Source organism: Brevibacillus sp. NPDC003359 (assembly GCF_042878995.1).
In the GTDB taxonomy this organism is placed as follows: Bacteria; Bacillota; Bacilli; order Brevibacillales; family Brevibacillaceae; genus Brevibacillus.
The window spans coordinates 220,546-244,460 of record NZ_JBIAOR010000005.1 but is presented as its reverse complement, the minus strand read 5'-3'; the positions used below and the strand labels follow the sequence as shown (position 1 = coordinate 244,460).

The 23,915-nt window shown below is 49.5% G+C and carries 22 protein-coding genes and 1 pseudogene; 13 read left to right on the top strand and 10 right to left on the bottom strand.

The genetic code is table 11. The features are described from left to right. Nucleotides 1–64 precede the first annotated feature (64 nt). A complete protein-coding gene (locus ACFYU8_RS16845) occupies nucleotides 65–493 on the bottom strand; it encodes a GNAT family N-acetyltransferase (RefSeq protein WP_390300949.1) in 429 nt (142 codons plus the stop codon). Nucleotides 494–1,021: 528 nt separating this feature from the next. Here ACFYU8_RS16845 and ACFYU8_RS16840 point away from each other — a divergent pair. Genes ACFYU8_RS16840 through ACFYU8_RS16820 form a run of 5 tightly spaced genes read left to right on the top strand, consistent with a single transcriptional unit; the run spans nucleotide 1,022 to nucleotide 4,936 of the window. Continuing rightward, nucleotides 1,022–1,627: a QueT transporter family protein gene (locus ACFYU8_RS16840; protein ID WP_390300947.1), complete on the top strand. Its 606-nt coding sequence runs from the start codon at nucleotides 1,022–1,024 to the stop codon at nucleotides 1,625–1,627. Then, nucleotides 1,624–2,466 carry an energy-coupling factor ABC transporter ATP-binding protein gene (locus ACFYU8_RS16835; protein ID WP_390300945.1) on the top strand — a complete coding sequence of 281 codons (843 nt, stop codon included), beginning with the start codon at nucleotides 1,624–1,626 and terminating at the stop codon, nucleotides 2,464–2,466. The genes ACFYU8_RS16840 and ACFYU8_RS16835 overlap by 4 nt, the downstream gene beginning before the upstream one ends. Continuing rightward, nucleotides 2,463–3,278: an energy-coupling factor ABC transporter ATP-binding protein gene (locus ACFYU8_RS16830; RefSeq protein ID WP_390300943.1), complete on the top strand. Its 816-nt coding sequence runs from the start codon at nucleotides 2,463–2,465 to the stop codon at nucleotides 3,276–3,278. Before ACFYU8_RS16835 ends, ACFYU8_RS16830 begins: the two co-directional genes overlap by 4 nt. A 1-nt stretch (nucleotide 3,279) precedes the next feature. After that, nucleotides 3,280–4,068 (top strand): energy-coupling factor transporter transmembrane component T, encoded by a 789-nt coding sequence (locus tag ACFYU8_RS16825; protein WP_390300941.1) that lies wholly within the window; start codon nucleotides 3,280–3,282, stop codon nucleotides 4,066–4,068. 16 nt (nucleotides 4,069–4,084) lie between these two features. Then, complete coding sequence (locus ACFYU8_RS16820; protein WP_390300939.1) at nucleotides 4,085–4,936, top strand: alpha/beta fold hydrolase; 852 nt, start codon at nucleotides 4,085–4,087, stop codon at nucleotides 4,934–4,936. A gap of 39 nt (nucleotides 4,937–4,975) precedes the next feature. On the opposite strand, the gene ACFYU8_RS16815 is transcribed toward ACFYU8_RS16820, so the two are convergent. Beyond that, complete coding sequence (locus ACFYU8_RS16815; RefSeq protein WP_390300937.1) at nucleotides 4,976–5,671, bottom strand: hypothetical protein; 696 nt, start codon at nucleotides 5,669–5,671, stop codon at nucleotides 4,976–4,978. 156 nt (nucleotides 5,672–5,827) lie between these two features. Between ACFYU8_RS16815 and ACFYU8_RS16810 the strand changes: the two genes are divergently transcribed. From ACFYU8_RS16810 to ACFYU8_RS16795, 4 genes and pseudogenes are all read left to right on the top strand, one after another. Continuing rightward, nucleotides 5,828–6,571: a gluconate 2-dehydrogenase subunit 3 family protein gene (locus ACFYU8_RS16810; protein ID WP_483862289.1), complete on the top strand. Its 744-nt coding sequence runs from the start codon at nucleotides 5,828–5,830 to the stop codon at nucleotides 6,569–6,571. A gap of 15 nt (nucleotides 6,572–6,586) precedes the next feature. Continuing rightward, nucleotides 6,587–8,300: pseudogene (locus ACFYU8_RS16805) on the top strand (GMC family oxidoreductase). A gap of 218 nt (nucleotides 8,301–8,518) precedes the next feature. Then, nucleotides 8,519–9,727: a trans-sulfuration enzyme family protein gene (locus ACFYU8_RS16800; RefSeq protein WP_390300933.1), complete on the top strand. Its 1,209-nt coding sequence runs from the start codon at nucleotides 8,519–8,521 to the stop codon at nucleotides 9,725–9,727. Between the two features lie 26 nt (nucleotides 9,728–9,753). After that, on the top strand, nucleotides 9,754–11,205 hold the full coding sequence (locus ACFYU8_RS16795) for a sigma-54 interaction domain-containing protein (RefSeq protein WP_390300931.1): 1,452 nt from the start codon (nucleotides 9,754–9,756) through the stop codon (nucleotides 11,203–11,205). Between the two features lie 56 nt (nucleotides 11,206–11,261). Here ACFYU8_RS16795 and ACFYU8_RS16790 read toward each other — a convergent pair whose 3' ends face one another. The 3 genes from ACFYU8_RS16790 to ACFYU8_RS16780 form a co-directional block, all read right to left on the bottom strand. Continuing rightward, nucleotides 11,262–11,585, bottom strand: a complete 324-nt coding sequence (locus ACFYU8_RS16790) for an antibiotic biosynthesis monooxygenase family protein (protein ID WP_390300929.1) — start codon at nucleotides 11,583–11,585, stop codon at nucleotides 11,262–11,264. 76 nt (nucleotides 11,586–11,661) lie between these two features. Next, complete coding sequence (locus tag ACFYU8_RS16785; RefSeq protein ID WP_390300927.1) at nucleotides 11,662–12,555, bottom strand: arylamine N-acetyltransferase; 894 nt, start codon at nucleotides 12,553–12,555, stop codon at nucleotides 11,662–11,664. A 203-nt stretch (nucleotides 12,556–12,758) separates the two neighbouring features. Then, complete coding sequence (locus ACFYU8_RS16780; RefSeq protein ID WP_390300925.1) at nucleotides 12,759–13,274, bottom strand: stalk domain-containing protein; 516 nt, start codon at nucleotides 13,272–13,274, stop codon at nucleotides 12,759–12,761. A 224-nt stretch (nucleotides 13,275–13,498) separates the two neighbouring features. Between ACFYU8_RS16780 and ACFYU8_RS16775 the strand changes: the two genes are divergently transcribed. Next, the gene (locus ACFYU8_RS16775) at nucleotides 13,499–14,188 is read left to right on the top strand and encodes a uracil-DNA glycosylase (RefSeq protein WP_390300923.1); all 690 of its coding nucleotides are present in this window, start codon (nucleotides 13,499–13,501) and stop codon (nucleotides 14,186–14,188) included. 87 nt (nucleotides 14,189–14,275) lie between these two features. Here the strand turns inward: ACFYU8_RS16775 and ACFYU8_RS16770 are convergent, their stop codons facing one another. Beyond that, nucleotides 14,276–14,917, bottom strand: a complete 642-nt coding sequence (locus ACFYU8_RS16770) for a thiamine diphosphokinase (RefSeq protein ID WP_390300921.1) — start codon at nucleotides 14,915–14,917, stop codon at nucleotides 14,276–14,278. Between the two features lie 46 nt (nucleotides 14,918–14,963). Continuing rightward, the gene (locus tag ACFYU8_RS16765) at nucleotides 14,964–15,368 is read right to left on the bottom strand and encodes a 2Fe-2S iron-sulfur cluster-binding protein (RefSeq protein WP_390300919.1); all 405 of its coding nucleotides are present in this window, start codon (nucleotides 15,366–15,368) and stop codon (nucleotides 14,964–14,966) included. Between the two features lie 143 nt (nucleotides 15,369–15,511). Between ACFYU8_RS16765 and ACFYU8_RS16760 the strand changes: the two genes are divergently transcribed. Then, a complete protein-coding gene (locus ACFYU8_RS16760; protein ID WP_390300917.1) occupies nucleotides 15,512–16,420 on the top strand; it encodes a GNAT family N-acetyltransferase in 909 nt (302 codons plus the stop codon). An 18-nt stretch (nucleotides 16,421–16,438) separates the two neighbouring features. Here the strand turns inward: ACFYU8_RS16760 and ACFYU8_RS16755 are convergent, their stop codons facing one another. Beyond that, nucleotides 16,439–17,245, bottom strand: a complete 807-nt coding sequence (locus ACFYU8_RS16755; protein WP_390300915.1) for an Fpg/Nei family DNA glycosylase — start codon at nucleotides 17,243–17,245, stop codon at nucleotides 16,439–16,441. 203 nt (nucleotides 17,246–17,448) lie between these two features. On the opposite strand from ACFYU8_RS16755, the gene ACFYU8_RS16750 reads away from it, so the two are divergent. Both ACFYU8_RS16750 and ACFYU8_RS16745 read left to right on the top strand, forming a co-directional pair. After that, nucleotides 17,449–18,606 carry a THUMP domain-containing class I SAM-dependent RNA methyltransferase gene (locus ACFYU8_RS16750; protein ID WP_390300913.1) on the top strand — a complete coding sequence of 386 codons (1,158 nt, stop codon included), beginning with the start codon at nucleotides 17,449–17,451 and terminating at the stop codon, nucleotides 18,604–18,606. A 75-nt stretch (nucleotides 18,607–18,681) separates the two neighbouring features. Beyond that, entirely contained in the window at nucleotides 18,682–21,417 is a 2,736-nt protein-coding gene (locus ACFYU8_RS16745) for a DUF4855 domain-containing protein (protein WP_390300911.1), read from the top strand. 50 nt (nucleotides 21,418–21,467) lie between these two features. Here ACFYU8_RS16745 and ACFYU8_RS16740 read toward each other — a convergent pair whose 3' ends face one another. Together ACFYU8_RS16740 and ACFYU8_RS16735 are read right to left on the bottom strand one after the other, a co-directional pair. Continuing rightward, nucleotides 21,468–22,121, bottom strand: a complete 654-nt coding sequence (locus ACFYU8_RS16740) for a hypothetical protein (protein WP_390300909.1) — start codon at nucleotides 22,119–22,121, stop codon at nucleotides 21,468–21,470. Between the two features lie 92 nt (nucleotides 22,122–22,213). Next, complete coding sequence (locus tag ACFYU8_RS16735) at nucleotides 22,214–23,452, bottom strand: MDR family MFS transporter (RefSeq protein WP_390300907.1); 1,239 nt, start codon at nucleotides 23,450–23,452, stop codon at nucleotides 22,214–22,216. Between the last annotated feature and the right edge of the window lie 463 nt (nucleotides 23,453–23,915).

Sequence of the window (23,915 nt, the reverse complement as noted above, 5' to 3'; positions counted from 1 at the left end):
GAACACAAAGAGCCCTACACCCATTACTGGATGTGGGGCTACATTTTTGCGGAAGATTAGACTGCTAATCAATTCTCTTCTGTAGGTAAAATCTCTGATGGGAAAGAGGGCAATCATCGAGTACACCATGTATCTCGTACCCGTGTTTTACATAAAAGTCCTTTGCTTGAAAATCAAAAGTATCTAAATGAATCAAATGAATTCCATACTCCCTAGCTGTGTTTTCAATTTCAAGAAGAAGCTTGGTTCCCAATCCGTTCTTTCTCAAATCATCTCTGACCCATAAAGCATCAATATACAAACATCTCCAAGAATAGTACACACAGTTTATTCCCGCAATGATATTGCCATCTTCATCACGAACGTGTTTATTGATTTTTGAAAAAGGAATGGTCAGTTCAAACGGAACATTCGATTCATTGTATTCAACGATTCTTTGCTCAATTAAATCAGCGTCATCTTTCGTGCTCTCTCTGATTAAATATTGTCCCATGATAACTCCTTTATTTAGTTATCTTGAATATTTGATTAGTTTGACTACTAGTATATCACGAGGGTGTATGGAAGACACCGCCGCACGTGGCTTTGGTAACCAATATTTGAAAGTGACTTCAGGAGGGAGAGAACAATGATTCTCTCTTTTTTTTATTCATTTTTGATCCTTAAAAAAGCAGGGTAACAGCAAGCAGCTTCGCAGAGGAAGCAGGAGAAAACAGCGAAGATCTTAGGGCACCGACCGAGACGGAATGCAAAAAGCGAAACACGCCCTTAAGCGTCCACCTCTGAAACACATCCTGAACGGACCACTTTGGACGCGGTTTCGCTTTTTGCATGGAGTCGTGCAGTCAATCCCCCAGGGGGTGGCCCTAGAAGCTAAGCGTTTTCTCCTGTTTCCTCCCCACCACTACAGCCAGATCAAAGTGTTCCCCCATCCCCTGCTAGACGTTCTAGAGAAGAGAGAGTAAACTGGCTACAGGAATATTCCAAACATTAACACTTGACACAAGGAGGGGTTATTCTGATGCTTTCGAATCTGTTCCGGCGGAAGTGGACAACAGTAGATTACGTCCTGATTGTCGTCACCGCCGCGCTCTACGCTGTTGCTATTATTACGCTTGCCAATATCAAGCTCATTCCTTCCGTACCAATCCGTCCAGCCAATGCCCTGCAGCCCGTATTTGGCATGTTATTCGGCCTTCCGGGATGCATCGGCCTTGCCTTTGGAAATATGGTCAGTGATTTGTTAACCGGAAGCGCACCGCCTCATGCGATCGCGGTCGGTTTCTTTTCAAATTTTATGGGTGGCTTTATCGGGCTGCTTGCTGTGAGTCACCCTGCCCTGAAAACAAAACGCAGTGTGCTTCAATACATTGTGTTTGTCGTTTTCATCAGCTCAGCAGTAGTAGCATGCGGGATTCTCGTTAATTTTGCACTGGGCTTGACTCCGAAAGAGGTAGTTGCTGTATTCATCCCGACGGTGTTCTTGAACCAAGCCATATCAACGGCGATTCTGGGGCCAATCCTCTTGAAGCTGTTGTACCCATTCGTGAAGCGCTCTGGACTGTACCGGGGACGTCCCTTGCAGGATTACAACTACCTCGGGAATGAAAGCAGGATCGCAAGGTGAAAACAGAACCATTGCTGCGAGTAAGCGGAGTCTATTGGCACTATGAAGAAGGAGCACAGCCAGCGCTAGCGGACATTCATCTGGCTCTCTATCCAGGAGAAGTGGTCGGAGTTGTCGGGCCTGCTGCCGCTGGGAAAACGACGCTGCTATTAACGATGTCAGGCCTGATTCCATCTAACTACGGTGGACATTTCGTGGGGAGCGTCGAGTCCAAAAGCGAGCAGGGCATCGTCTTTCAGGACCCGGAAACCCAGTTCATCGGGCTGACAGTCGAGGAGGAGCTAGCCTTCTCGCTTGAGAATGCCGGGTGGTCGGATGAACGCATAGAACAACGCATGGTAGAGGTGCTGGACCTGATCGGATTGAATGGTTTTACTGATCGTTCACCTCTTGAGCTGTCGGGAGGAGAAAAACAGCGAGTCGCGATTGCATCTGCTCTCACCCACAGTCCACAGTTGCTCATTTTGGATGAGCCTACTTCTGAGCTGGACCCGGTGGGAGCGCGGGAGGTCTTCTCACTGCTTTCACGACTCAAGCAGGAAAAAGACATGACGATTGTCGTATCGTCCCATGCGACAGAAGAGCTCGCCGCCTTTTGCGACCGAATGATTCTGATTGCAGAGGGGAAAATCATTTTGGACCTGCCAACTCGCCAATTTTTTGCCCAAGTAGACGTGTTGGACGAGCAGGGCATATTGGTTCCAGATGTCATCCGACTTTATCACATGCTATGCCAGGAAGGCGTCATGTCGGCGTTCTCTGCTGGTGTGCCTCTGACTGTTGAGGAGCTGGCACTCCACTTCAAAGCAGCACGGCTCGTTCGGGAGGGTAGCCTGTGAGTGTCGTCATTGAATTTAATGATGTCTGGTATAGCTATGAAAAGGAAAAGCCCGTGCTGCATGGCGTTTCGCTCCAAATGAAACAGGGAGAATTCGTCGCCATCATCGGGGGAAACGGTTCCGGTAAAACGACATTGGCCAAGCATTGTAACGGTCTATACAAGCCGACACAAGGTACCGTCAAAGTGAATGGTCTCGATACCAAGACGATGAACGTTGCCCAACTATCGAGAATCGTGGCGTATTGCTATCAAAATCCTGATCATCAAATCTTTCATTCGACCATAAAGGCGGAGGTAGCATTCGGGCCCAAAAACATGGGCTGGCCGCCTGAAAAAATAGAGCAAGCTGTCGCGGAGGCGTTGGCAGCAGTGGGGTTATCCGACAAGGGTGACGAAGAGCCCCATTTTTCGAGCAAAGGCACACGGCAAAAGATTGCGGTCGCTTCGATCCTGGCGATGAAGCCGCAAGTGATCGTGTTGGACGAACCTACGACCGGTCTCGATTACCGAGGCATGCAAGAAATGATGGAGTTGGTGCGGCATTTGCACGCGGAAGGTCATACGATCATCGTCATCACGCATGATATGCGGCTGGTAGCTGAGTACGCCCAGCGAGTGATCGTTATGCATAAAGGAAAGCTGCTATGCGACGGGGACCCACAGCACGTATTTTCGCAGCCGCAAGTATTAGCAGCTGCCCAAGTAGAAGCGCCTGCCATTTATCGTTTCGGGAAGGCTGTGCAGGTCGATGACCCGATTCCACTCACGCTGACAGCGATGAAAAAACAGCTGCTGGGAGAGGGGAAGTAAGATGAAAAATGCCCACCCGAGCTACGCGCTGCTTGTATTTGTGCTGCTGGGCTTGCTCCCTTTTTTATTCCAGGACCCGCGCGCGCTTATCATTCTGTTGGCGATAAACATCGCGTTGATTGCCAAGCTGGGCTGGGAGCGCTCCATGATTAAGGCGTATGTATTGGTTGGTGGAGTCGGTTCGTGCTTTGCTGTGATTACGTGGCTACCGTTTACCAATGTAGGCAATCCGTACTGGAGCAGCACAATTCCTTTGATCCACTATCCCGTGCAAAATACCGATGTCGGTGTCTTATGGGCATTGGGAATGGGACTACGACTGGCAAATGTAGCATTATTGTCGATGTATTATGTGCTTTCGACTTCGCCCAGAGAAATAGCAATGGGACTTCGCGGGATTGGCGTTCCGTTTTCGATTAGCTATTTGCTCTCGCTCATTTTTCGCTTTATCCCACTCGTCAAAAATGATTTGGCGATCATTCGGGAGGCGCAGATGGTACGAGGGATGTCGACGAGCGAAGGGAATATTCCAGAACGCATCAGGAAGTACAGCTATTTGCTCGTACCACTCATATTCAACTCTCTAAAACGTGTGCAATTGATCGCCAATGCATTGGATGCCAAAGGCTTTCGCATGCGAAATAGTCAGCACCGGTTTTACCGCAGCAAGCGATGGGAAAAAACAGAAGTAATCACACTCGTGGCTGGTGTATGTATTGTCGCAGCACTGTTTTACATCGCCAGGCTGCATCCTGATCATATTGGCGTGCTGATTCCGGGGCGTATTTAGTAAGGAGGCAAGCAAAATGGACGAGGCGTTGTTTTCGCATGTCAATCGTTTACAGGTAGAAGGGGGCACGCTGGAGTACGGCATAACAGGAAAGCCACATGCCCCCACACTGCTGCTTTTGCACGGCATTCGCAACACCAAGCTACTGTTTGCGCCCATCTTGCCAGCACTGGCAGAGCGATATCGGGTGATTGCGGTAGATATCCGTGGTCACGGGAATTCTGAGAGCCAGGGAAACTCCTATTCGTTTGAGAAGATCGTAACGGACTTGATTCAACTCTTGGAGAAAGAACAACTCGAACAAGTGACGATTGTCGCAGCGTCTTTTTCTGCTGTGCCTGCTCAAATGCTTGCGATTCGCGAACCCAGGCGAGTAGCGTCGCTCGTTTTGCTTGATGGAGGCTATTATTCCTTGGGAGAAGTGCCCGGATTCAATAGGGAGAAGGTTGTCGAGCGGCTGGCTGCCACGCGGTTTTCTTCCGTGGAGGAAGCAGAAAGGCAGTTCGCAGAGCGGTATGGTACGGGAGTGATGCCAGAGGGTTGGATGCGAGAGGAGCTTTTGAAAAGGGAAGACGGCAGCTACGGATACCGTTTGCCGAGGGAAGCGTTCTCCGCTTATTTCCAAGAGTACAGCGTCCATAGCCAACCGGATTTGTTCCAACAGCTGACATGTCCCGTGCTTTTACTGCTGGCTGACGGCAGCTTATTGTCAAAAGAAGAGCAGCAGTTTCATCGCCAGGCAATCGCCAATTATCAGGAAATTGTGAAGCAGGCCAAGGTGAAAATGATACCGGAAGCACAACATTTACTGATGGTGACGCATCCGCAAGAGACAGTGAACGAAATCCATGATTTCTTATCGAAATAAGGAAGGGACAAGCGAAAATGCTTGTCCCTTTTTCTTTGTTTACCGCTTCGCTTCGCGCATAAGCACGTTCAGCTGTTCAGCCATGACTTGCTTATTCTTTTGATCACTCATTTCCTTTTTCACCGTTTCTAACGCTTTGATGCCTTTTTTCGAGCTCACGACTTTCACGGGTGTATCTGTTCCGTAGATACGCTCGATTTGAGAGCGTGCTTGTGCGAATGTGTTTTGATGATCGCTCGTACCCAATGTTCCCGCGGTTCCGCTCCCTGATTTTGTACGGGCAGCATCATGCCCTCGACTGGAGCTACCGGAGTAATTGCTGATGAGATGGGATTGCATCGGGTCCATTTGATTGATCGATTGCGTATTGGCAGTAGAAGGGGCCAAGTAGATGGCATCATTTACGATCAACGCCTGAACACCGTGAACGCCCGCTGCCTTCAGTTGGGCTTCCAGCTTTGTAGAAGGACCACCCGCGTGCAGGTGTGAGCTGCCCATGGAGCTGTAGAGAGCATTGCCCATTCCGCTATACGTATGGCCATGCGAGTTTGTCGTGAATTTCTTATTACGATCCACGCTTGGAATAACGGTTGCGCCATTGGGAGTCTGTACGGTGGATTGTGTGTGTGCAGGTGGATGCGGCTTCGTAGGTGGAGCCGCCTGATTCGTACAAGCTGTCATCAAAAGTACAGCCCCTAATCCCGCAGTTCCTACCCATGTATGGAAATACTTCATCACGATCCCTCCAAGTCTTCCTACTAAGATAAACTTATCCTTTGTTTGCTTCATCAAGTTATGAGTGGAGCATGTTGGAAAAAATTCCGTTGCCCACGATTATCTTGGAGAAAAAATGCACAAACCAAAGAAAGGAAATCACTGGAGGTGGTAGATTTGGCAGATTCAAACAACGTGAAAGAGCAGCCAGTATCCCGAAGGAACTTCTTGAAAAACTCCGGCTTGGTGCTCGGCAGCTTGGTAGTGGGTGGCGTAGCAGGGAGCTTGCTCCGCAAACCGGAACCTCCGCCGCAGCCAGCAGCACCGCCCCCTGCTGCCGATTACAACCAGGCGCTCATGTTTTTTACTCCTGAGCAATTTAAGGTGGCGGATGCCGCCTGTGAGCGCATTTTTCCTGAGGATGAGCTGGGCCCTGGCGCCAAGGCACTCGGTGCAGCTTATTTCATTGACCACCAGCTAGCAGGTGATTGGGGTTTTAACTCTCGTGAATACATGCAAGCGCCCTTTTTTCCGGGTGAGATTACACAGGGCTATCAAGGCCGGTTGAAACGAAGGGAAATATTCGATATCGGCCTTCAAGAGATGAACAACTACAGCAACAGTACCCATGGAAAACGGTTTTATGAACTTCCGGCGGAACAGCAGGACGCTGTTTTAAAGGACTTTGAAACCGATGAAGTAAAATTGACAACCATTTCGGCGAGCACTTTTTTCAATATGCTGCGGGCCAGTACGATCGAAGGTGTTTACGCAGACCCTCTGTACGGAGGCAATAAAAATATGGACGGCTGGAAAATGAAGAATTTCCCAGGGAATCAGATGGCGTATACACAGCTGATCGATAAGCCTGAGTTTGTGAAGATGGCTCCCTTAAGTCTGCGGGATCATCAACAACATTGAGGGAGGACTGTACACATGGCCAAAAAGTTGCCCAAGGTTGACGTCGTGATCGTGGGGGTGGGCTGGGGTGGAGGTGTTATTGCTTCCGAGCTTACCAAGCAAGGTCTGACGGTAGTGGGACTAGAGCGAGGCAAGGAGCGCAAAACCGAAGATTACTTCATGGTACACGACGAATTGCGTTACGCTCTCCGTTACGAGATGATGCAAGATTTGTCCAAGGAAACGATCACGTTCCGTAGTAAAATGGACGTTCGTGCGCTTCCTATGCGGTCATACGGTTCCTTTTTGCTGGGTACTGGGCTTGGGGGAGCTGGCATCCACTGGAACGGACAGACCTTCCGCTTTCTGCCGTATGATTTCGAAATCCACTCCAAGACGATTGAACGGTATGGCGCAAAGAAAATTCCGGAGGGAATGACGATCCAGGATTGGGGTATTACTTACGATCAACTGGAGCCGTACTTCGATAAGTTTGAAAAGATGGCAGGAATCGCGGGCGAAGAGAATCCATTGGGGGGAAAACGCTCCAGTCCTTATCCGGTACCACCGATGCGTACTACACCGAGTATGAAATTGTTTGCGGATACGGCGAAAAAGAAAAACCTGCATCCTGCCATCAGCAAACCTCTCGGAAGCGTATACCAATCCAGACGGGGTGGCACGGGCAGCTTGTCAATATTGCGGCTTCTGTGAAAGGTTCGGTTGCGAGTACGGAGCCAAAGCCGATCCAGTGGTGACGGTGATCCCGGTAGCTAAGAAGACAGGAAAGTTTGATATTCGTACGCATTCCCATGTCCGCAGAATTTTACATACAGGGAACAAGGCGACAGGCGTCTTGTATACGGACGTCACGACAGGGGAGGAATTCGAACAGCCCGCCGATATTGTGGTGATGACCAGCTATGTATTCAACAACACGAGAATCCTACTCATGTCCAAACTGGGGAAACCGTATGATCCAGCTACAGGAAAAGGCGCAATCGGTAAAAACTACGCCTACCAGGTCATGAGAGGAGGCGCAGTCGGCTTTTTCGACGACAGGGAGTTTAACAATTTCGCGGGAGCCGGATCTTTGGGGATGTGTCTGGATGACTACAACGGCGACAACTTCGATCATTCCGATCTGAAGTTTATCCATGGTGCGAATATCTCTGTCACACAAACCGGCTTCCGACCAATCGGCACGAACAAGGTACCGCCGGGAACCCCTAGCTGGGGCAAGGAGTTCAAGGCAGCATCGATCAAATACACGAACCGGTTCATATCGGTAGGCGCCCAAGGATCTTCCATGCCATTTCGACAGCACTTCCTTGATCTTGACCCGACGTACAAGGACGCATTTGGAGATCCGTTGATTCGCATTACGTATGATTTCGTCGATCAGGACAGGGAGCTGGCGGCTTTTTGTGCAGATAAGTGCGCGGAAATTGTAAAAGAAATGGGAGCGAACGAGAAGCTCGAAATCAACCGCAAGCTCGGCCCCTACGATATCACACCATACCAATCGACGCACAATACAGGTGGCGTCATCATGGGAGCCTCTCCAGAAACCTCAGCAGTTAACAACTACTTGCAGATGTGGGATGCGGAAAACGTATTTGTCGTCGGAGCTTCTGCCTTTGCGCACAATAGCGGCTACAATCCGACCGGAACGATGGGTGCTCTCTCCTATCGAGCGGCAGAAGGCATTTTGAAATACAGGAAAAGCGCGGGCGGCATGCTCGTATAATTGTATTTCTAGTTATGCAAAACACAATTGCAACTATGCGAAAAGTCGTTGGGGCAACTAACGGCTTTTTTTCGTGTATCTGAAAAAGTCTATTTGCATGATTGCGAATGTCTGCGTGTACAAAAAGGGAAGAACGTTGGAATGATGCGGTTTCCCATGTTGGCATGCTCCTTGCTATACCCTTTGGTAACAGTTGAAGCCAAAGGGAGAGACGAGAAATGACAACAAACAAGTGGAAGATGGACACCTCCATTATTCATATCGCACAAAAGCCTTGCCAAAAAACAGGAGCAGTCGTATCCGCGGTAGTGCCTGCCGTGGCTTACGCGTTTCCAGATGCAGACTCAGCAGCGGCTTGCGTGGCTGGCGAGCGGGAAGGAACGTACTACGGAAGATACGGCAACCCTACAATTACTACCTTGGAGCAAAAAATCGCCGCGTTGGAAAATGGTGAAGCTGCCTTGGGCGTGAGCAGTGGGATGGCAGCCATTTCGGGAGCTTTGCTCGCTTTTTTGAAGCAGGGTGATCATGTCGTGTGTACGCGAGATGTATACGGAGGCAGCTACAAGTTTCTAACAACGATGGCCCCTCGTTATGGCATTACGACGGACTTCGTCGATTGTACCGATTTGCTGGCAGTCGAGAGAGCTTTTTTGCCGAATACAAAAGTCCTGTACATCGAAACACCCTCGAACCCGTGTCTGACTGTATTAGATATCGCAGCGTTGTCACGTTTGGCGCACGAACATGGCATTGTGGTAATCGTCGACAACACCTTCCTCACGCCGTATTTGCAGCGACCGCTTGAGCTGGGGGCGGATGTCGTCGTGCATAGCGCCACCAAATATTTGAACGGACATGGCGATGTCATCGCGGGCTTCATCGTCGGGAAGCAGGAACACATCCAATTCATGCGCAAAAACGTCATGGGAGACTTGGGGCAAAATTTGAATGCATGGGATGCTTTCTTGATCCTGCGCGGGCTGAAGACACTCGGCTTGCGCGTCAGACAGCATGGGCAAAACGCGCAGGCAGTAGCGGAGTTTTTGGCGCAGCACCCGGCAATCTCACACGTCTACTACCCTGGTCTGCCTTCGCACCCACAGCATGAGCTGGCCAAACGCCAAATGGCTGGAATGGGCGGGATCGTTTCCTTTGAAGTAAAGGGCGGCTACGAGGCAGCCAAATCTTTCATTAACGCTCTGCACCTGGCTATGATATCGTTTAGTTTAGGAGATCCTGAGACGCTGGTACAGCATCCTGCCTCGATGACGCATTCCTCAATCCCAGCCAGCGAGCGGATCAAGTTCAACATTACGGACGGTCTGATTCGCTTATCGACTGGCTTGGAGGATGTGGAGGATATCATCGCGGATTTGGAGCAGGCGCTAGCTAGTCTGCCAATGGCGGCAGCGTCGAGGGGATAAAGGAACGTGAAACTGGAGGATGGGGCATGACAGAGTTTTCCCGGATTGAGGAATTCATTCAATCGTACGCCGACAATATTTCCAAGGTACTGGGACTCGATGTCACCATCCTGGATGAACAAGGGATACGTGTGAGCGGAACCGGCTACTATCAGGACCTGATTGGATTGCCTGCACCGGAGGGATCGTTTTTTCGAATGATCCTGCAAACCGGACAGCCGGGAATGATTTTTGACATGAAAAAGAACGAGGCGGAGTGTGGGAATTGCAAGTTCTTGCAGCAATGCCGGGAGCTGGCGACGATTGGATTTCCGGTGCACAAACGGGAGAAGACGGTAGGGGTCATCGGAATTATCGGTTTTTCCCCTGAACAAAAAGAAAAAATGCTGCACCATTCGGAAAAGTGGATGCCGTTTTTGCAGCATACGAGCTCCTTGATTGAGCACAAGCTGCTGGAGCTGGATGCGGAGCGGGAGAAGAGCTGTAACATTCAGGAGGAAATGCCGCAGGCCTCGGTTCATCCGGTGTATTTCGCCCAGCTAATTGGTGCAGAAACAGGCTTGCGTGATGTGATTGCCAAAGCGAAAAAAGTGACGAACAGTATTTCCACTGTTTTGATCCGGGGGGAGAGCGGAACGGGCAAGGAGCTGTTGGCAAAAGCCATTCACTGCGAGAGTGGGCGCAGCAGACAGCCATTTGTCGCGGTCAATTGCGCGGCGATTCCCGAGACCTTGTTAGAAAGCGAATTGTTCGGGTACGAAGGCGGGGCATTCACAGGCTCCAGGCGCGAAGGGAAGCCGGGGAAATTTGAATTGGCCCACAAGGGGACGATTTTTCTGGATGAGGTAGGGGATATTCCGTTGTCTCTCCAGCCCAAGCTGCTTCGCGTCCTTCAGGAGAAAACAGTAGATCGGGTAGGCGGCGTAAAAACGCTGGATGTCGATGTACGCGTCATTGCTGCTACACACAGAGATTTGGAGAGCATGGTCAGGGAAGGGACGTTTCGCGAGGATTTGTATTATCGACTCAACGTCATCCCCCTGCGGTTAAAGCCGTTGCGTGAACGAACGGAGGATATCGCGCTTTACTTGCAACACTTCCTGTATCGGTACGGGACGTTGCTGCAAAAAGGTAGACTGGAGCTCGAAGCTCAGCTCGTCCAGCGTTTACAAGCATACGAATGGCCGGGGAATATTCGTCAGCTGGAAAATGCCGTCGAGTATATGGCCAACATGGCAGAAGGGCAAGTCATTGGCAACGAGGAACTTCCTGAGTATCTGCTGTTGGAGGATGAGCTGACGACAGTAAGCAGCGATTTGGGATTGGAAAAGCTGGTAGCAGACTATGAACGCTCCATTCTCCAGCGCTACTTGAACGCAGGCAAGTATGGACAGGATAAAGCCGCGATTGCCAATGAGCTGCAAATCAGCTTGTCGACCTTGTACCGGAAGATGGAGAAATACGGATTGGAAAAATAAAAAACCAGCCTGGATGGATCGGAGTTTTTCCGAGGTCTGGGCTGGTTTGTTTGTATTTACGAAGGCTGCGGTTCTTTTTTCGCTTTCAGCTCGTAATGACCGGTATTGCCGCTAATGTACCACTCAGGGGTTTTTTCTTCGCGTGCTTCGCGGTGACCTGCCAGATGAACATCACTCAGCTCCCACTGCTTCCACGCTTCTTTTGATTCCCAGCGGATCATGACGACCACTTCTTCTTCACCTTTGCGCGGTTTCTGTACCAGAACGCTCAAATCTACAAAACCAGGAGCCTTCTCAACAACACCAGGCTCGCTAAAGCCTTGTACAATTTTGTCAGAATGACCTTCCTGGACGACGAATGTTTTTATCTCCATCATCATGAAGTGCGACACTCCTTATATCCCATTTCCTTACTTTTTCATATTAGTGAGAAATATTATCATTGTCAACCAAATATTAGCAAATGGTAGGGCGATCGAGAGCTTCGTTTTCAAGTGGGACTTCTTCTTTTTTGGGGGCAGTGAAAATATCAATACCGCGTTCGAGTAGGATTTCTACCGCTTTGCGAACAGGGAGAAGTGGCAATTGCATTTCATCGGCTACGGCAGCTTCTATATCAGAGATCGTGTGGAGGGGTGTTATCTGGTCTGTGCCATCTGAATAACCGATGTGGAGAGTGTTGTTTTTGAGGAGCACGAAGCGATCTTGCTCCAGCTGAAAACGATGAATGTGAAGTCGATTCAAAAAGAAGGCGTCTGGTAAAAAAGAGGAGCGAATGACTTCCGACAAGTCAGACGGTTCTTTTCGTTCATTCGGATGAAAATCCCACGGAGGAATTGCCACTTTTCCGTTTTCATACCGAGTAAAGCGATAGTGCTCAGGATGATCGGGACTTTTGGTCAATTCCATCGAAATAGTGCCAAAGGGTCTGGCATGGTTCCCGCTTTCCAGAAAATGAATCGGCTCAAAGATAGGAGCGGTAGCCCCCGTATCTACGTAGACGGGTGTCTCCCCTGTGTTCGGACCATCGATTAGGATAGCAGCATGCCCACCGCCTGGCAAGATGAGGTGACCGAAGAATCCAAGGGCGCGAAGCAGTGCGAGAAAGCTATGGTTGTTGGTATAGCATGTGCCGCCGAAATGATAGTGGATCGCATTGTGTACATATTCCTCAGGGGTCGGTACCACGTGTTTCCCAGCTTGGAAGAAGAGCAGCTTGCTTACATTTTCATAAGGGAAGGTCTGCAGATGCGCGCGACAGAGCTGGCTAAGATAAGAGAGGCTAGGGGATTTATGGTCTAGCTGTAGACGTTGAAGGTATAAACTCGCCCAGTTCGGTAAGGTGGACATAAACAAGTTCACTCCTTATATAAAATAAATAGTAAATAAAAATGTTTATTAATTAGCGGTATGGAGATAGTATCACAACGGACAAGTGGTAATCAATCAAAAATTTTCCAAGAAACAAAAAAAGGCACCGAAGATAATTCCTTCGGTGCTGGCGGGTCCCTAGTCCGCTGTCTTTTTTGTACAAATAGATAAGTGCAATTAAATTATAGCAACGACTTAATTTCCCCGTTATTCGGGTTCACTACGAACCAGCCATACGTACTGGTGTAGCTGTCGCCAGATTGGAAGTTGTTCACGACCGTTTGGTACACTTGAATGACATAGTGCCCTTTTTCGTCGTCATGAGCGTACTCGACTACATGTGTCGGCGAGAGTTTGCCAGCGAATTTCTTTTTCACCAGCTCAATCGCTTCCATTTTGGAGTACATTTTTGCTGTTGGAATTTTACCGATGAAAATCGATTTGGTTCTCGCATCGTAAATGACCGGTTTGTTCAGGTTCTCTGCTACGAAGCGGATTGGCACATAGACGGAGTTTTTGTACATAATGCCTTGTACGTCGCTGTTTGGTGATTTCGGCAACCCGTCAAAGTAGTAGGTGAACGGTGTTTTCATGCCTTCTTTCGCATCTGGAAAAGCGGGTGCTGCAATTGCAATTCCGGAGAAGAGCACCGAACCTACAACAATGCCCCCCAAAAATGACTTGATGTCCCATTTCATGATGTGAAACCCTCTCCCTTTCTCTTTTCTCTAAATCTTCCCAGCAATCATTATGTCAAAGATCATAGGAGAAAAGCTATCAAACGAGGGTACTAGGAAACAAGGACTAGGAATCATGGGAAAGATAGGACTAAATCAGAATAGTCCTAGTTCTCGAATCAGTGGTTCAGTGATTGAAAGGTTTGTGGTAAGGTAGAAAAAAAACAGCGGACAAGGTGAGGAACATGACTACCATATTGCAAAATGACTGGGCCCCCGTATTGGCTGATGAATTCGAGAAGCCCTATTATGTAAAGCTTCGTCAGACGTTGAAAGAAGAGTATCAGGCGCAGACAATCTATCCAGATATGTATCATATATTCACAGCGCTGCACCTGACTGAATATGAGAAAGCAAAGGTCGTGATTTTGGGACAGGACCCGTATCACGGACCGGGACAAGCACATGGATTGAGCTTTTCGGTCAAGCCAGGAATCAAGCCGCCGCCTTCTCTGGTCAACATCTACAAAGAGCTGAAAAGCGATGTCGGTTTTGAAATTCCCCAGCATGGTTACCTGAACCATTGGGCCAAGCAAGGCGTCATGATGCTGAACACCGTTCTGACGGTTCGTCGTGGCACTCCGAATTCGCACAAGGACATTGGGTGGGAGACGTTTACGGATCGAATTATTCATTTGTTGAACGACCGGGAGACACCGCTGGTTTTCGTCCTGTGGGGAAAGCATGCGCAGGAGAAGGCGGCATTCATTGATCGAAACAAGCATTTCGTCATCGCCTCCCCGCATCCGAGCCCGTTTTCGGCGAATCGCGGCTTTTTTGGCAGTCGTCCTTTTTCGCGGACAAATGAGTTTTTGTGTTCGCGTGGGATCGAAGAGATTGATTGGCAGTTGCCGATGCAGGTAGAGGAAGAGTAACCTGGATTTGTGAATGTATTTATGAATGTAAAGGAAAAGGATCTCCATTGTTTGCATCATTCGGGAGATCCTTTCTTTTTCTAGCAATTAGTCTTTGCTTTTTACAACGAGCAGTTTGCCTGTTTGAATCGTGATCGTTCCAGTCTGTGCCGTTAGTAGATTGCTGATGCCAAGCGTGTCGCCAATGCGCAGGGTGGCGTCTTTCAACGGATAGAGGAATCCGGTTAAGGTAATCCCTGTGACTTCCGGTGTAAAAGGAAGCAGGGAGATGTGATCAAAATGATCCTGCTCTATCGTGCTATGGCGGTCAATCAGACGGATTTCATTCGTATCGTCGAGGATACGGCAGCTGATGCCAGTCTGCAACGTTTTGTTCAGCAAGTGTACGTTTGCCAGCATATGGTCAAAACGAGAACCGAGCACACCGAGCAGCACGATTTCCTCCGGCTGTTGCTCGATTGCCCAAGTAAGGGCCATCTCTGTATCGGTTAAATCTTTCATAACGGGATCGCAGGAGGAGACGTGCATACTGTGGCGTTCAATTTCTGCCATTTCCGTGTTGCTGACAGAATCAAAGTCACCGATCGACAATCTCGGCACAAGACCGTTGCGAATGAGGAACAAGGCACCTCTGTCAACACCGACGAGCCAATCATTTTCGCGTATTTCTTGTATCGCCCAGTTGCCCAGATTGCCCCCAGCGAATAGTAGGATGCGTGTAGGATTCATGCTACGGCCACCTTTTTCTATGAGTGAGTGTTCATTGGAACAACCTCTATGAAGTAATCGAAGAGCGGAATGTGCTCTGACAAGCGAGGCGATAGCCTGTAGCGAGTTTTTCTCCCAGCTTTGCTTTTTCCTGTCCGGTTGGGGTGTCGAGTAATGATGCACCAGCTACGATTTGTACACTGCACTTGCCGCAATGCCCTTGTTGACATTTGTAAGCGATGGGTTGATCTTGCGTGAGTGCAGCTTGTAATAGTGTCTGAGAGGGAGTGTACTCGACTGGCATCGTTTTTGAGCGCTGCTTCACCTGTACGAGCTTCTGCTCTGATTTGGGGCGTGCCGGGCTCATTTCTGTTTTTTTCAACGGCGTGTACAGGGGAACGGGAGCTGGACTCGACATCTGTACGTCAGATCGTCCAGGAATGAGCGAGCCGACCGTAAGCTGTTTGCGCATAGGAACCTCCCGAGTAAGTGATTTTTTTCATATTACCATGTCAGGTGAGTAGGTGACAAAGCTAGAGAAAGCGCTCGAAAATAATTGAATTTTTAGATTTTATCGATTAAAATAATTTTATCAAAAATCAGGAAGGTGATACCATGATTACCATCAAACGGATGAGTGACTGTACCCTTGCAGAAGTAACCAAAGCGTGGAACAGAGGATTTGAAGGTTATTTTATCGAGTTTACGATGACAGAAGAAATGCTTGTTCAGCGACTGGGGGGCGAGGGATACGTGCTGTCCTTGTCTGTGGTTGCTTTTGACGACACGGAGCCGATTGGCGTAGTGGCCAGCGGTATGAGGACCATTGCCGGGAAAAAAGTCGCGTGGAATGGTGGAACAGGTGTCGCCACGGAATATCGTCGACAAGGAGTAGGGAAGCAACTGATTGAGGCGACATTGGATTTATACCGGGCAGCTGGGGTGGATGTAGCTACCTTGGAAGCATTGAGCCAAAATACAAAAGCGATTGCCTTATATGAGCAAAAAGGCTATGACGTCGTGGATCGTCTGTTGTTTTTGCAGCAGAGTGGACCTTTGGCAGAGAACGCTTTTCGGACAAATTTACAGGCTGATTATCGGGTTCGACGCATTTTGGCCCCGGAAGCCGCTATGCTCCCGTTTTACGTGACTGATGTCCCTTGGCAAAATTATTGGCTGAACTTGCGAGATGCGCAAGCTGTGCTCGTAGAAGACAAAGAGGGTCAGGCAGTCGGCTATGCGATGTACAAGAGTTCGATAAACGAAGAAGGCAAAGTGAGTGGGATCGTGCTGCGTCAATGTGTAGCGCAACCAGAGCATCCTGATGCACAAGACATTTTGAAAACCGCCCTCGCTCATGTGTATGGCCCGATTGCGCATGATTGTCGCCGGTCTACGTTTAATTTGCGCGTGGCTGATACTATGCTCGTCGAAATACTGCAAGCGGCGGGATTCGGTCCTTCCGAGACGGAGCAGGTGTATATGGTCAAGCAGATGGAAACTGCACAGACCCCTGTCGTCTAGAGCGTGGAAACGTCTCAATCAGTGCTGGCAGTTCGTGCAGGCGAATACTTTGCGGGAGGAGAGCTCGCTTTTTTCGATAGGCTGTCCACAGCGCGGGCAAGGCTCTCCGCCGCGATCGTACACCTGGCAACGCTCATCGAAGCCACCTGTCAGGGAATCGCCGGAAAAGAGCGGCTGCATGTAACCGCCGAATCGAATCGCTTCTTTGAGTACGGTTTGCATGGATTGGTACAGACATTTTTGTTCCTCGTAAGAAAGCGTCGGGATTGTCCGGGTAGGCAGAATGGCGGCATGAAAGCAGATTTCGTCCGCATAGCAGTTACCGATGCCAGCCAGCCAATGCTGATTGACTAATGCTGTTTTGAGGACACTGCGCTTGTCAGCGAGGAGTTCTGTAAAACGGGTGAAGGTAAACAGGGGGTCCAAAGGTTCTGGCCCAAGAGGAGAAAGCCTTTCGTCGATCTGAACGTTGGTGAGCAAGTGCAGGTAGCCTAAGCGGAGGCCGTGAAAATATAAGATGCGTTCCCCAAAGGCAAGAGTCACTTGGGCCGTTCGCTTCAGTTTGTCTTCTGCAGAGCCCACGTATAAAAAGCCGCCGAGCATCAAATGAAGCAGCAAGACATGCCCACTTTCCAGATGGAAAAGAAGATGCTTGCCACGTCGATCGACAAGTGTCAGGCGATTGCCTTGCAAAAGACGAGCAAATTCCGCAGGTGGCAGATTGATCGTTTTTTCCCGCTGAACGTGTGTGGCTGTGATCGTTCCTCCACCGATTTTCTCCTGTAGCAATCGACGATAGGTCTCCATCTCAGGCAATTCCGGCATGCTGACTCCCTCCCGTACGCAAAGTTTTTGATAGGATTTCCCATATGGATGATTCGCATGCCGTACCCTTCACTGTTATTCGGTGAGGGGGTCGTTTTAATTTAGACAAGTTTACCAACCCTATTATCAAATGGGGTAATATAATATAGGTAGTAGGATCAGGGCATAGCCCGAAGGATTAATGGACGGACAGGAGATTACATATGCAAAAAGTAGAATTGATCGCTACGGCGACTTTTGGTTTGGAATCAGTAGTAGCAGAAGAAGTGAAGGCGCTCGGATACGGTCCGGTACAGGTGGAAAACGGCAGGGTAACGTTCACCGCAGATATTTCTGCGATTCCCCGCACAAATTTGTGGTTACGAACTGCCGACCGCGTGCGTCTTAAGATAGGGGAGTTCACAGCGACTACGTTTGACGAACTGTTTGAAAAGACAAAAGCATTGCCGTGGGCTGATTGGATCACCGAGGACGGGACGTTTCCTGTGGAAGGGAAATCGGTCAAATCGACCTTGTTCAGTGTGCCGGATTGCCAAGCTATCGTGAAAAAGGCAGTGGTAGAAAGTCTGAAAAAGACCTACAAGCGCGAATGGTTCGATGAGCAAGGTCCGCTGTACAAGATCGAGGTGGCACTTCTCAAGGATGTGGCGACGCTGACGATTGATACGTCAGGACCGGGCCTGCACAAGCGCGGCTACCGGGAATTGATCGGCCAAGCGCCATTGAAGGAAACCATGGCGGCAGCAATGATTATGCTGTCTCGCTGGAAGCCGGATCGCGTATTCATGGACCCATTCTGTGGATCGGGAACACTTCCGATTGAGGCGGCGCTGATCGGGCAAAACATTGCTCCGGGGATGAACCGCGAATTCGTCTCGGAGTCGTGGCCTATTATTCCGAAAACAGCTTGGCGTGAAGCTCGCGCAGAAACACATGATTTGGCGCGGTATGATCAAAAGCTGGAGATTATCGGGACAGATATGGATGACGAGATCTTGAAAATTGCCCGCCACAATGCAACCGAGGCTGGTGTAGATGACCTGATTCACTTTCAGCGCATGGATGTGCGGGATGTGCGAACTAAGCGCAAGTACGGTTACTTGATTTGCAACCCACCTTATGGGGAGCGCTTGGGAGAATGGAAGCAGGTTGCCAAGATGTATGGTGAAATGGGGGAAACCTTTGCTGCCATGGATACGTGGTCTTTCTACGTTATTACGTCCGACGAACAGTTTGAGGAGCATTTTGGCCGTACAGCAAGTAAAAAACGCAAGCTCTACAACGGAAATATCAAGGTAGATTACTATCAGTTTTTCGGACCTAGACCGCCGCGCGGGCCAATGGTTACCCCGACCGAGTAGACAAAGGGGTGTGTTCAACAGTTGACTGTTTGAACCATCTCATAAAGAAGGGGCATAATTGGAGGAGAAAATGCAATGAGCAAGAAACGATTCGGGAGCAGAATGCTAGCCGCTCTATTGGCAGCGACTACATTACTGGTCCAAAGCACGCCGTTGACTCATGCTGCGACAGAGCCAGTGAAATCGGCGGTGGAGAGTGAGAAACCAGCAGACGAGACCAAAAAGCTGGATGATCAGTTCAAAAAACAAGAAGAAGCGCGCACGGAGTTTACGGATTTGGGTAACAGCTACGCCAGTAAAGCCGTAAACAGACTTGCATCCCTTCATATGATCAGTGGTCAGGGAGATAACCGCTTCCATCCGCAAAACACGATTTCTCGACAGGATATTGCGGTTCTTTTGACAAAAGTGATCGGTCTTCAACCAACAGAAATTGAGGATGCCGCTTTTGAAGATGTACCATTGGAAAGTCCTTATGCACCGTACGTATATGGACTCTCTGAGTTAGGTGTGATGAACGGCAGAAGTGAGCATACCATGGGTGCTCTAGACCCGCTTACACGACAAGAGCTGGCTGTCATGCTGTCTCGCTTGATGAAAGAGAGCGCTGTGACCAAAGTGGCAGGTCAGACTGCTGTTGCCTACAGCGATGAAGAAGAAATCGCCGACTACGCCAAAACGGCAGTGGAAGAAGTGACGAATCAGCGCTGGATGCAAGGTGCAGGCGGCAAGTTTAATCCGACAGGAACCGTCACGCGTGCGGAGGCTGCTGTGATCGCTGAGCGTGTCTTGGATGCACGCTATCAGCAAGCAGAACAGGTGAAATACAAGGTAGATGTAGAGCGGCTGAGTTTGGCTGCTGGCACGAGCCAACGCTTGAAGGTAAGCAGTGCCGGCGGAGATGAACTGCCATTTACACCTATTTTCGCTTTTGATCGTCCCGAGCTGGGAACTGTTTCAGCTGACGGAACCTTTGTTGCTGGTTCTACAGCAGGAAAAGGGAATCTCACGGTAACAGTCGGCTACAAAACGACGACGATTCCCGTTGAGATCAAGGACGCTGGTAAGCCAGCTGTCGAAAAGGCAGAGGACACGCCAAAGACTGCACCGGTGACTTCCTCCAATGACTCCGCAACGAAAGTCGATGAAAGCAAGACGGGAGTCGACGGAGAAAAGTCAGACGCAGACAAGGCAGCAACAGAAACGGATGCAACGAAGCCTGCTGATCCAGAGGAAGAGACAAAGGAGCCAGCAGAGAAGGACGAACTGGTCAATATCGCACCAGGCAGTTATACATCTGTTACTACTTTTGGAGCGCCAGACTCGTATTTCCAAGAGCTGGAGAAGCAGTACCCGGGTCCGGTAGGCGGGCTTGTAACGCCTACGGAAGATTGGACGGGGTATCACCGTCAGTTTGGGCGCAAGGTGACCGTTGAGCTCGCAGAGGCGAAGCCATTGGAGAGAGTTGCGCTGACGTTTAAACAGCAGAAGACATCGGGAATCACGATGCCAGAATACATGGAAGTCGAGGTATCTCGCGACGGGAAAGTGTGGTCGTATGCGGGAAGAGCCGTTCACGATGTTTCCGCCAAAGAGGACAAGCTGGTTACACGCACATTGAGCGTGACCTTGCCTGACGTCAACACTCGCTACGTCCGGGTATCCTTCCCGGTGAAAGTATTTACGTTCGCTCGCCAGCTAGAGGTATGGGCAAAATCGGATAGCGAGTGGAACAATGGCGCTGTCTTGCTGCCGCCACCAAACCCGGCGAAGCTGGAAGAAGCCAAACAAGCAGGTCGTCGTGTGGAAAATATGCTGCTCGCTTATACTGGGGAGCATGCCGAACTTGGGACATGGACCAAAGAGGATTTCCTTCCGATGGTTGGCTATCGCACCGTAGATGGTTATATGCGTGACCAGATGTTTGACACGATTCTGTTCCTGCCGTATCAGACTATTCCTGCTACGAAGGAAAGCTGGACAAAGTATATGAATGATTTGTTCGGCTCGAATAAGCAGCTCGACGCTCTCAACCAGGCTATGAGAGAGTACAACCGCCTGCGCGGAACGCTATATTCAACACCGACGCAGGAAAATGTCGTGCTGGCGCTGCCGTATCCGAATGCCAGTCAGACCAATTTTGGCCAGCTGGATGAAAAGAAACCATCCCTTTCCTTCAGCCCTGCGGGAATCGGGGAAGAGCAAGCGTATCTGAACCGCAAAGTTGCGATGGAATGGTACTTCCAAGAGCTCATGAAGCGCTGGAACAAGGAAGGATACGCCTATCTGAAACTGGAAGGAATCTATTGGTTCCATGAGCTGGTGGAGGATAGTGCACCGAAAGAACGCCAACTGATTCGTGACATGGGTAGCATGGTACATGACGAGGCATTGCGTTACTATTGGATTCCGTATTTCGGTGCACCGGGAGTGTCCGAGTGGAAATCTCTTTATTTCGATAAGGCATTCCTGCAGCCGAGCTATTACAGCGACAAGCCGGTGGGAATTGACCGTATTCAAGGGGTACTGGACGTCGTTAACAAGTACGACATGGACATCGAGATCGAAGGCGACTGGAAGATGTACAACGATCCGAAGTTCTATCAGACCTACTATAATCAGCTAGTAGCTACCCACAAGCTGGGGATGGATAAAAACAACGTACACGCTTACTACTTCGGCTCCAAGACATTGCTAGAGTCTGTCAAGAGCACGGACCCTGTCAAGCGCGCCATCTATGATGATACGTACAAATGGATGCGCGGACGTTTTGATAGAACCGAATTTTTCGAGGGCAGCGAGATGCCGTAGTGAAAGGAAAAGAGTCTGTTTCCCGCTTTGTGGGGAGACAGACTCTTTTTTCAATGCGAAAGCGGATGGGTAGACTTTCGCCCAATCGTTTTCCTATAGATCTCCACCAGTTCCTCCACGATCATTTCTTTCGATGCATGTAGAGGGGGACTCGGATGGTAGTAGTCAATTCTCTTGGGACATGGCTTGCCAAAAGTCGGTACTCCTGCTGCTGCGATCCGTTGTTTCCACAGTTTCTTGAGCGAAGAAAAATGCTGCCAGGAATGGTGGTGGGAAAGCCCCCAACCGAGCAGGAGCCACGGATGCTTTTGCAGTTCCTGTGTAGATACGAGCTGAGCCTCGAGCGTCGTCTCTTTCTCATGAATGAGTTGCTCGAAATGAGAAATGGCATTCACGGCAGCAGCATTTTGTACGGAAAACAGGTTGTAAATGTGAAATCTGCCTGCCAATGCCCGTTTTCCGTAGAGCGTCTCCACCAGCCGGATCAGTTGTCGCATCGTAGGATCGAGTGTGGTTTGACCCATCATGCTATGACCGGATGCAGGTCTTTCACGAAAAAGCTTGGCACTACCAGGATTGAGTAAGAGACAGCTCCCAAGAGAATGATGGCCCTCTGAATTCGGTCCCCATTGAAGATAGGTAGAAGTTCGGTAGACGACCCCTCGATGTTCTCTGAATGTAGCAAAGGCATTCGGCTGATTCATGACGATCCCCTCCTGGTCAAGCTATCTATGACCCATTTATATGAGAGGAGGGGATTTGGTAGAACGGATATGCTCTACTCTAGCTAGCTACTCTAGCTAACTTCTTTGGCACCAATCATCCGGAACAAAATGATATACAGATACGCACTGACTAAGGTTAAGCCCAGGATGACACCGAATACGCCGACAGGAGCGACCCATTGGGATAGACCGATCGTCAGGGGAGCGATGAAGCGACCAATCGAGAACTGGAGCGAAGAAGCTCCCATGTACTGACCGCGTGCATCCTCCGGCGAGTATTTACTGATGAAGCTCTGGGCGACTGGTGTGCGCATCAGCTCGCCGAATGTCAAAATCGCCATACAGCCGAACAGGAGCCAGATATTCGTCGTAAAGGCCATCAAGAACAGACCGACACCGAATAAGATTGAGGAGATGACGAGGCTATTTCGATCGCTCCAGTTTTCAAACCAGCGTGTGACCGGCAGTGTAAACAGAACCACCAAAAAACCATTTAAGGCCATGAGCCAGCCGAATGCGCTGGTTCCGCCGACAGAATAACTCCAATTGCCCCATGAAAATAATGATTGCTGCATGACATGCTCTTTGACATACAACGCCATGTAAATATCCAGCTGCATGAATCCAATGGCGATCAAAACCCCTGCGCCAATGTACAGGGCAAATGCTTTGTCTCGGAAAATAATGGCGTAACTCTTGAATTGCTGAATCAGGGAAAAACGCTCCTTTGCCTTCTCCTGACGGACGTGTTCAGGCAGCGTTTCTTTGATCAGGAAAAAGACGGTGACCGCAAAAAGCAGCTCAACGATAGTGCAGAACATCAACAGCTGCGGGCGATAATGAACAAAAAAGACTGAACCCAATACGGGACCCGCGACCACCCCGACGTTCATCGCTGTGTAAAAGGTGGCAAAGACAATTCTTCGATCTTCTTCTGTCGTCAAATCAGCCACCATGGCGGAGCTGGCAGGCCAGTAGAGAGCCCCAGCGATTCCGATCCCGATGAAGGCAATGTAATCGATCCAAGGAGACGGAGAGAACGCAAACAGCGCGAACATCACCGTCGATGTACAGAGCGAGAGCAGCATGGTGAATCTGCGCCCTACCCGGTCAGCCAAATATCCGCCAAACAGGTTGGACAGCATCCCGAGCAGCGGCGGCACCATCAACAGAAGTCCCGCTACATCCTTCCCAAACGTATCGCTAAAATAAATCGCCATAAACGGAAAGTACATCCAAAAGAAGGTGTGCGTGATCAATTCGCCAAACAGACGTACTTTCAAGTTAAGATCCCACGAACGCCAAATCATGACACAGATTCCTCCATTCTTTATCTGCAGGTGCCTTGAACTCGATTGCTTTCTTGGATAAATGGCAAGTAAAAAAGCGCAAACGGGATAGAGACGATGCTCTTCCGCTTGCGCTTTATCAGACGATACAAGGGTGGCGGGAAATAACCCGTTCAACGGAGGACAAAAGAGAGACGGTTCTATACCTACTGATTTTAGGTACATTAAACCGACTGCTCACCCGTAGAACAAGGCCCGCAATTCATATCGGGAAAAAGACGGAAGCGGTTCAGGCATCCTGCAGCTTCTAGCTTTTGGATAGGGTTGTAAGAGGCAGTGCCCCTTAACAGAGGCCCCACCTAAGCGAAGATAACTACAGAAAACACCATGAACTCAGCACTCCCGTCTTTCAAATTTTTTACATAGGTAAACTCTTGTTGATTAGAATACTCGAAAGAGTCGAATTTATGCAAGATAATTTTTG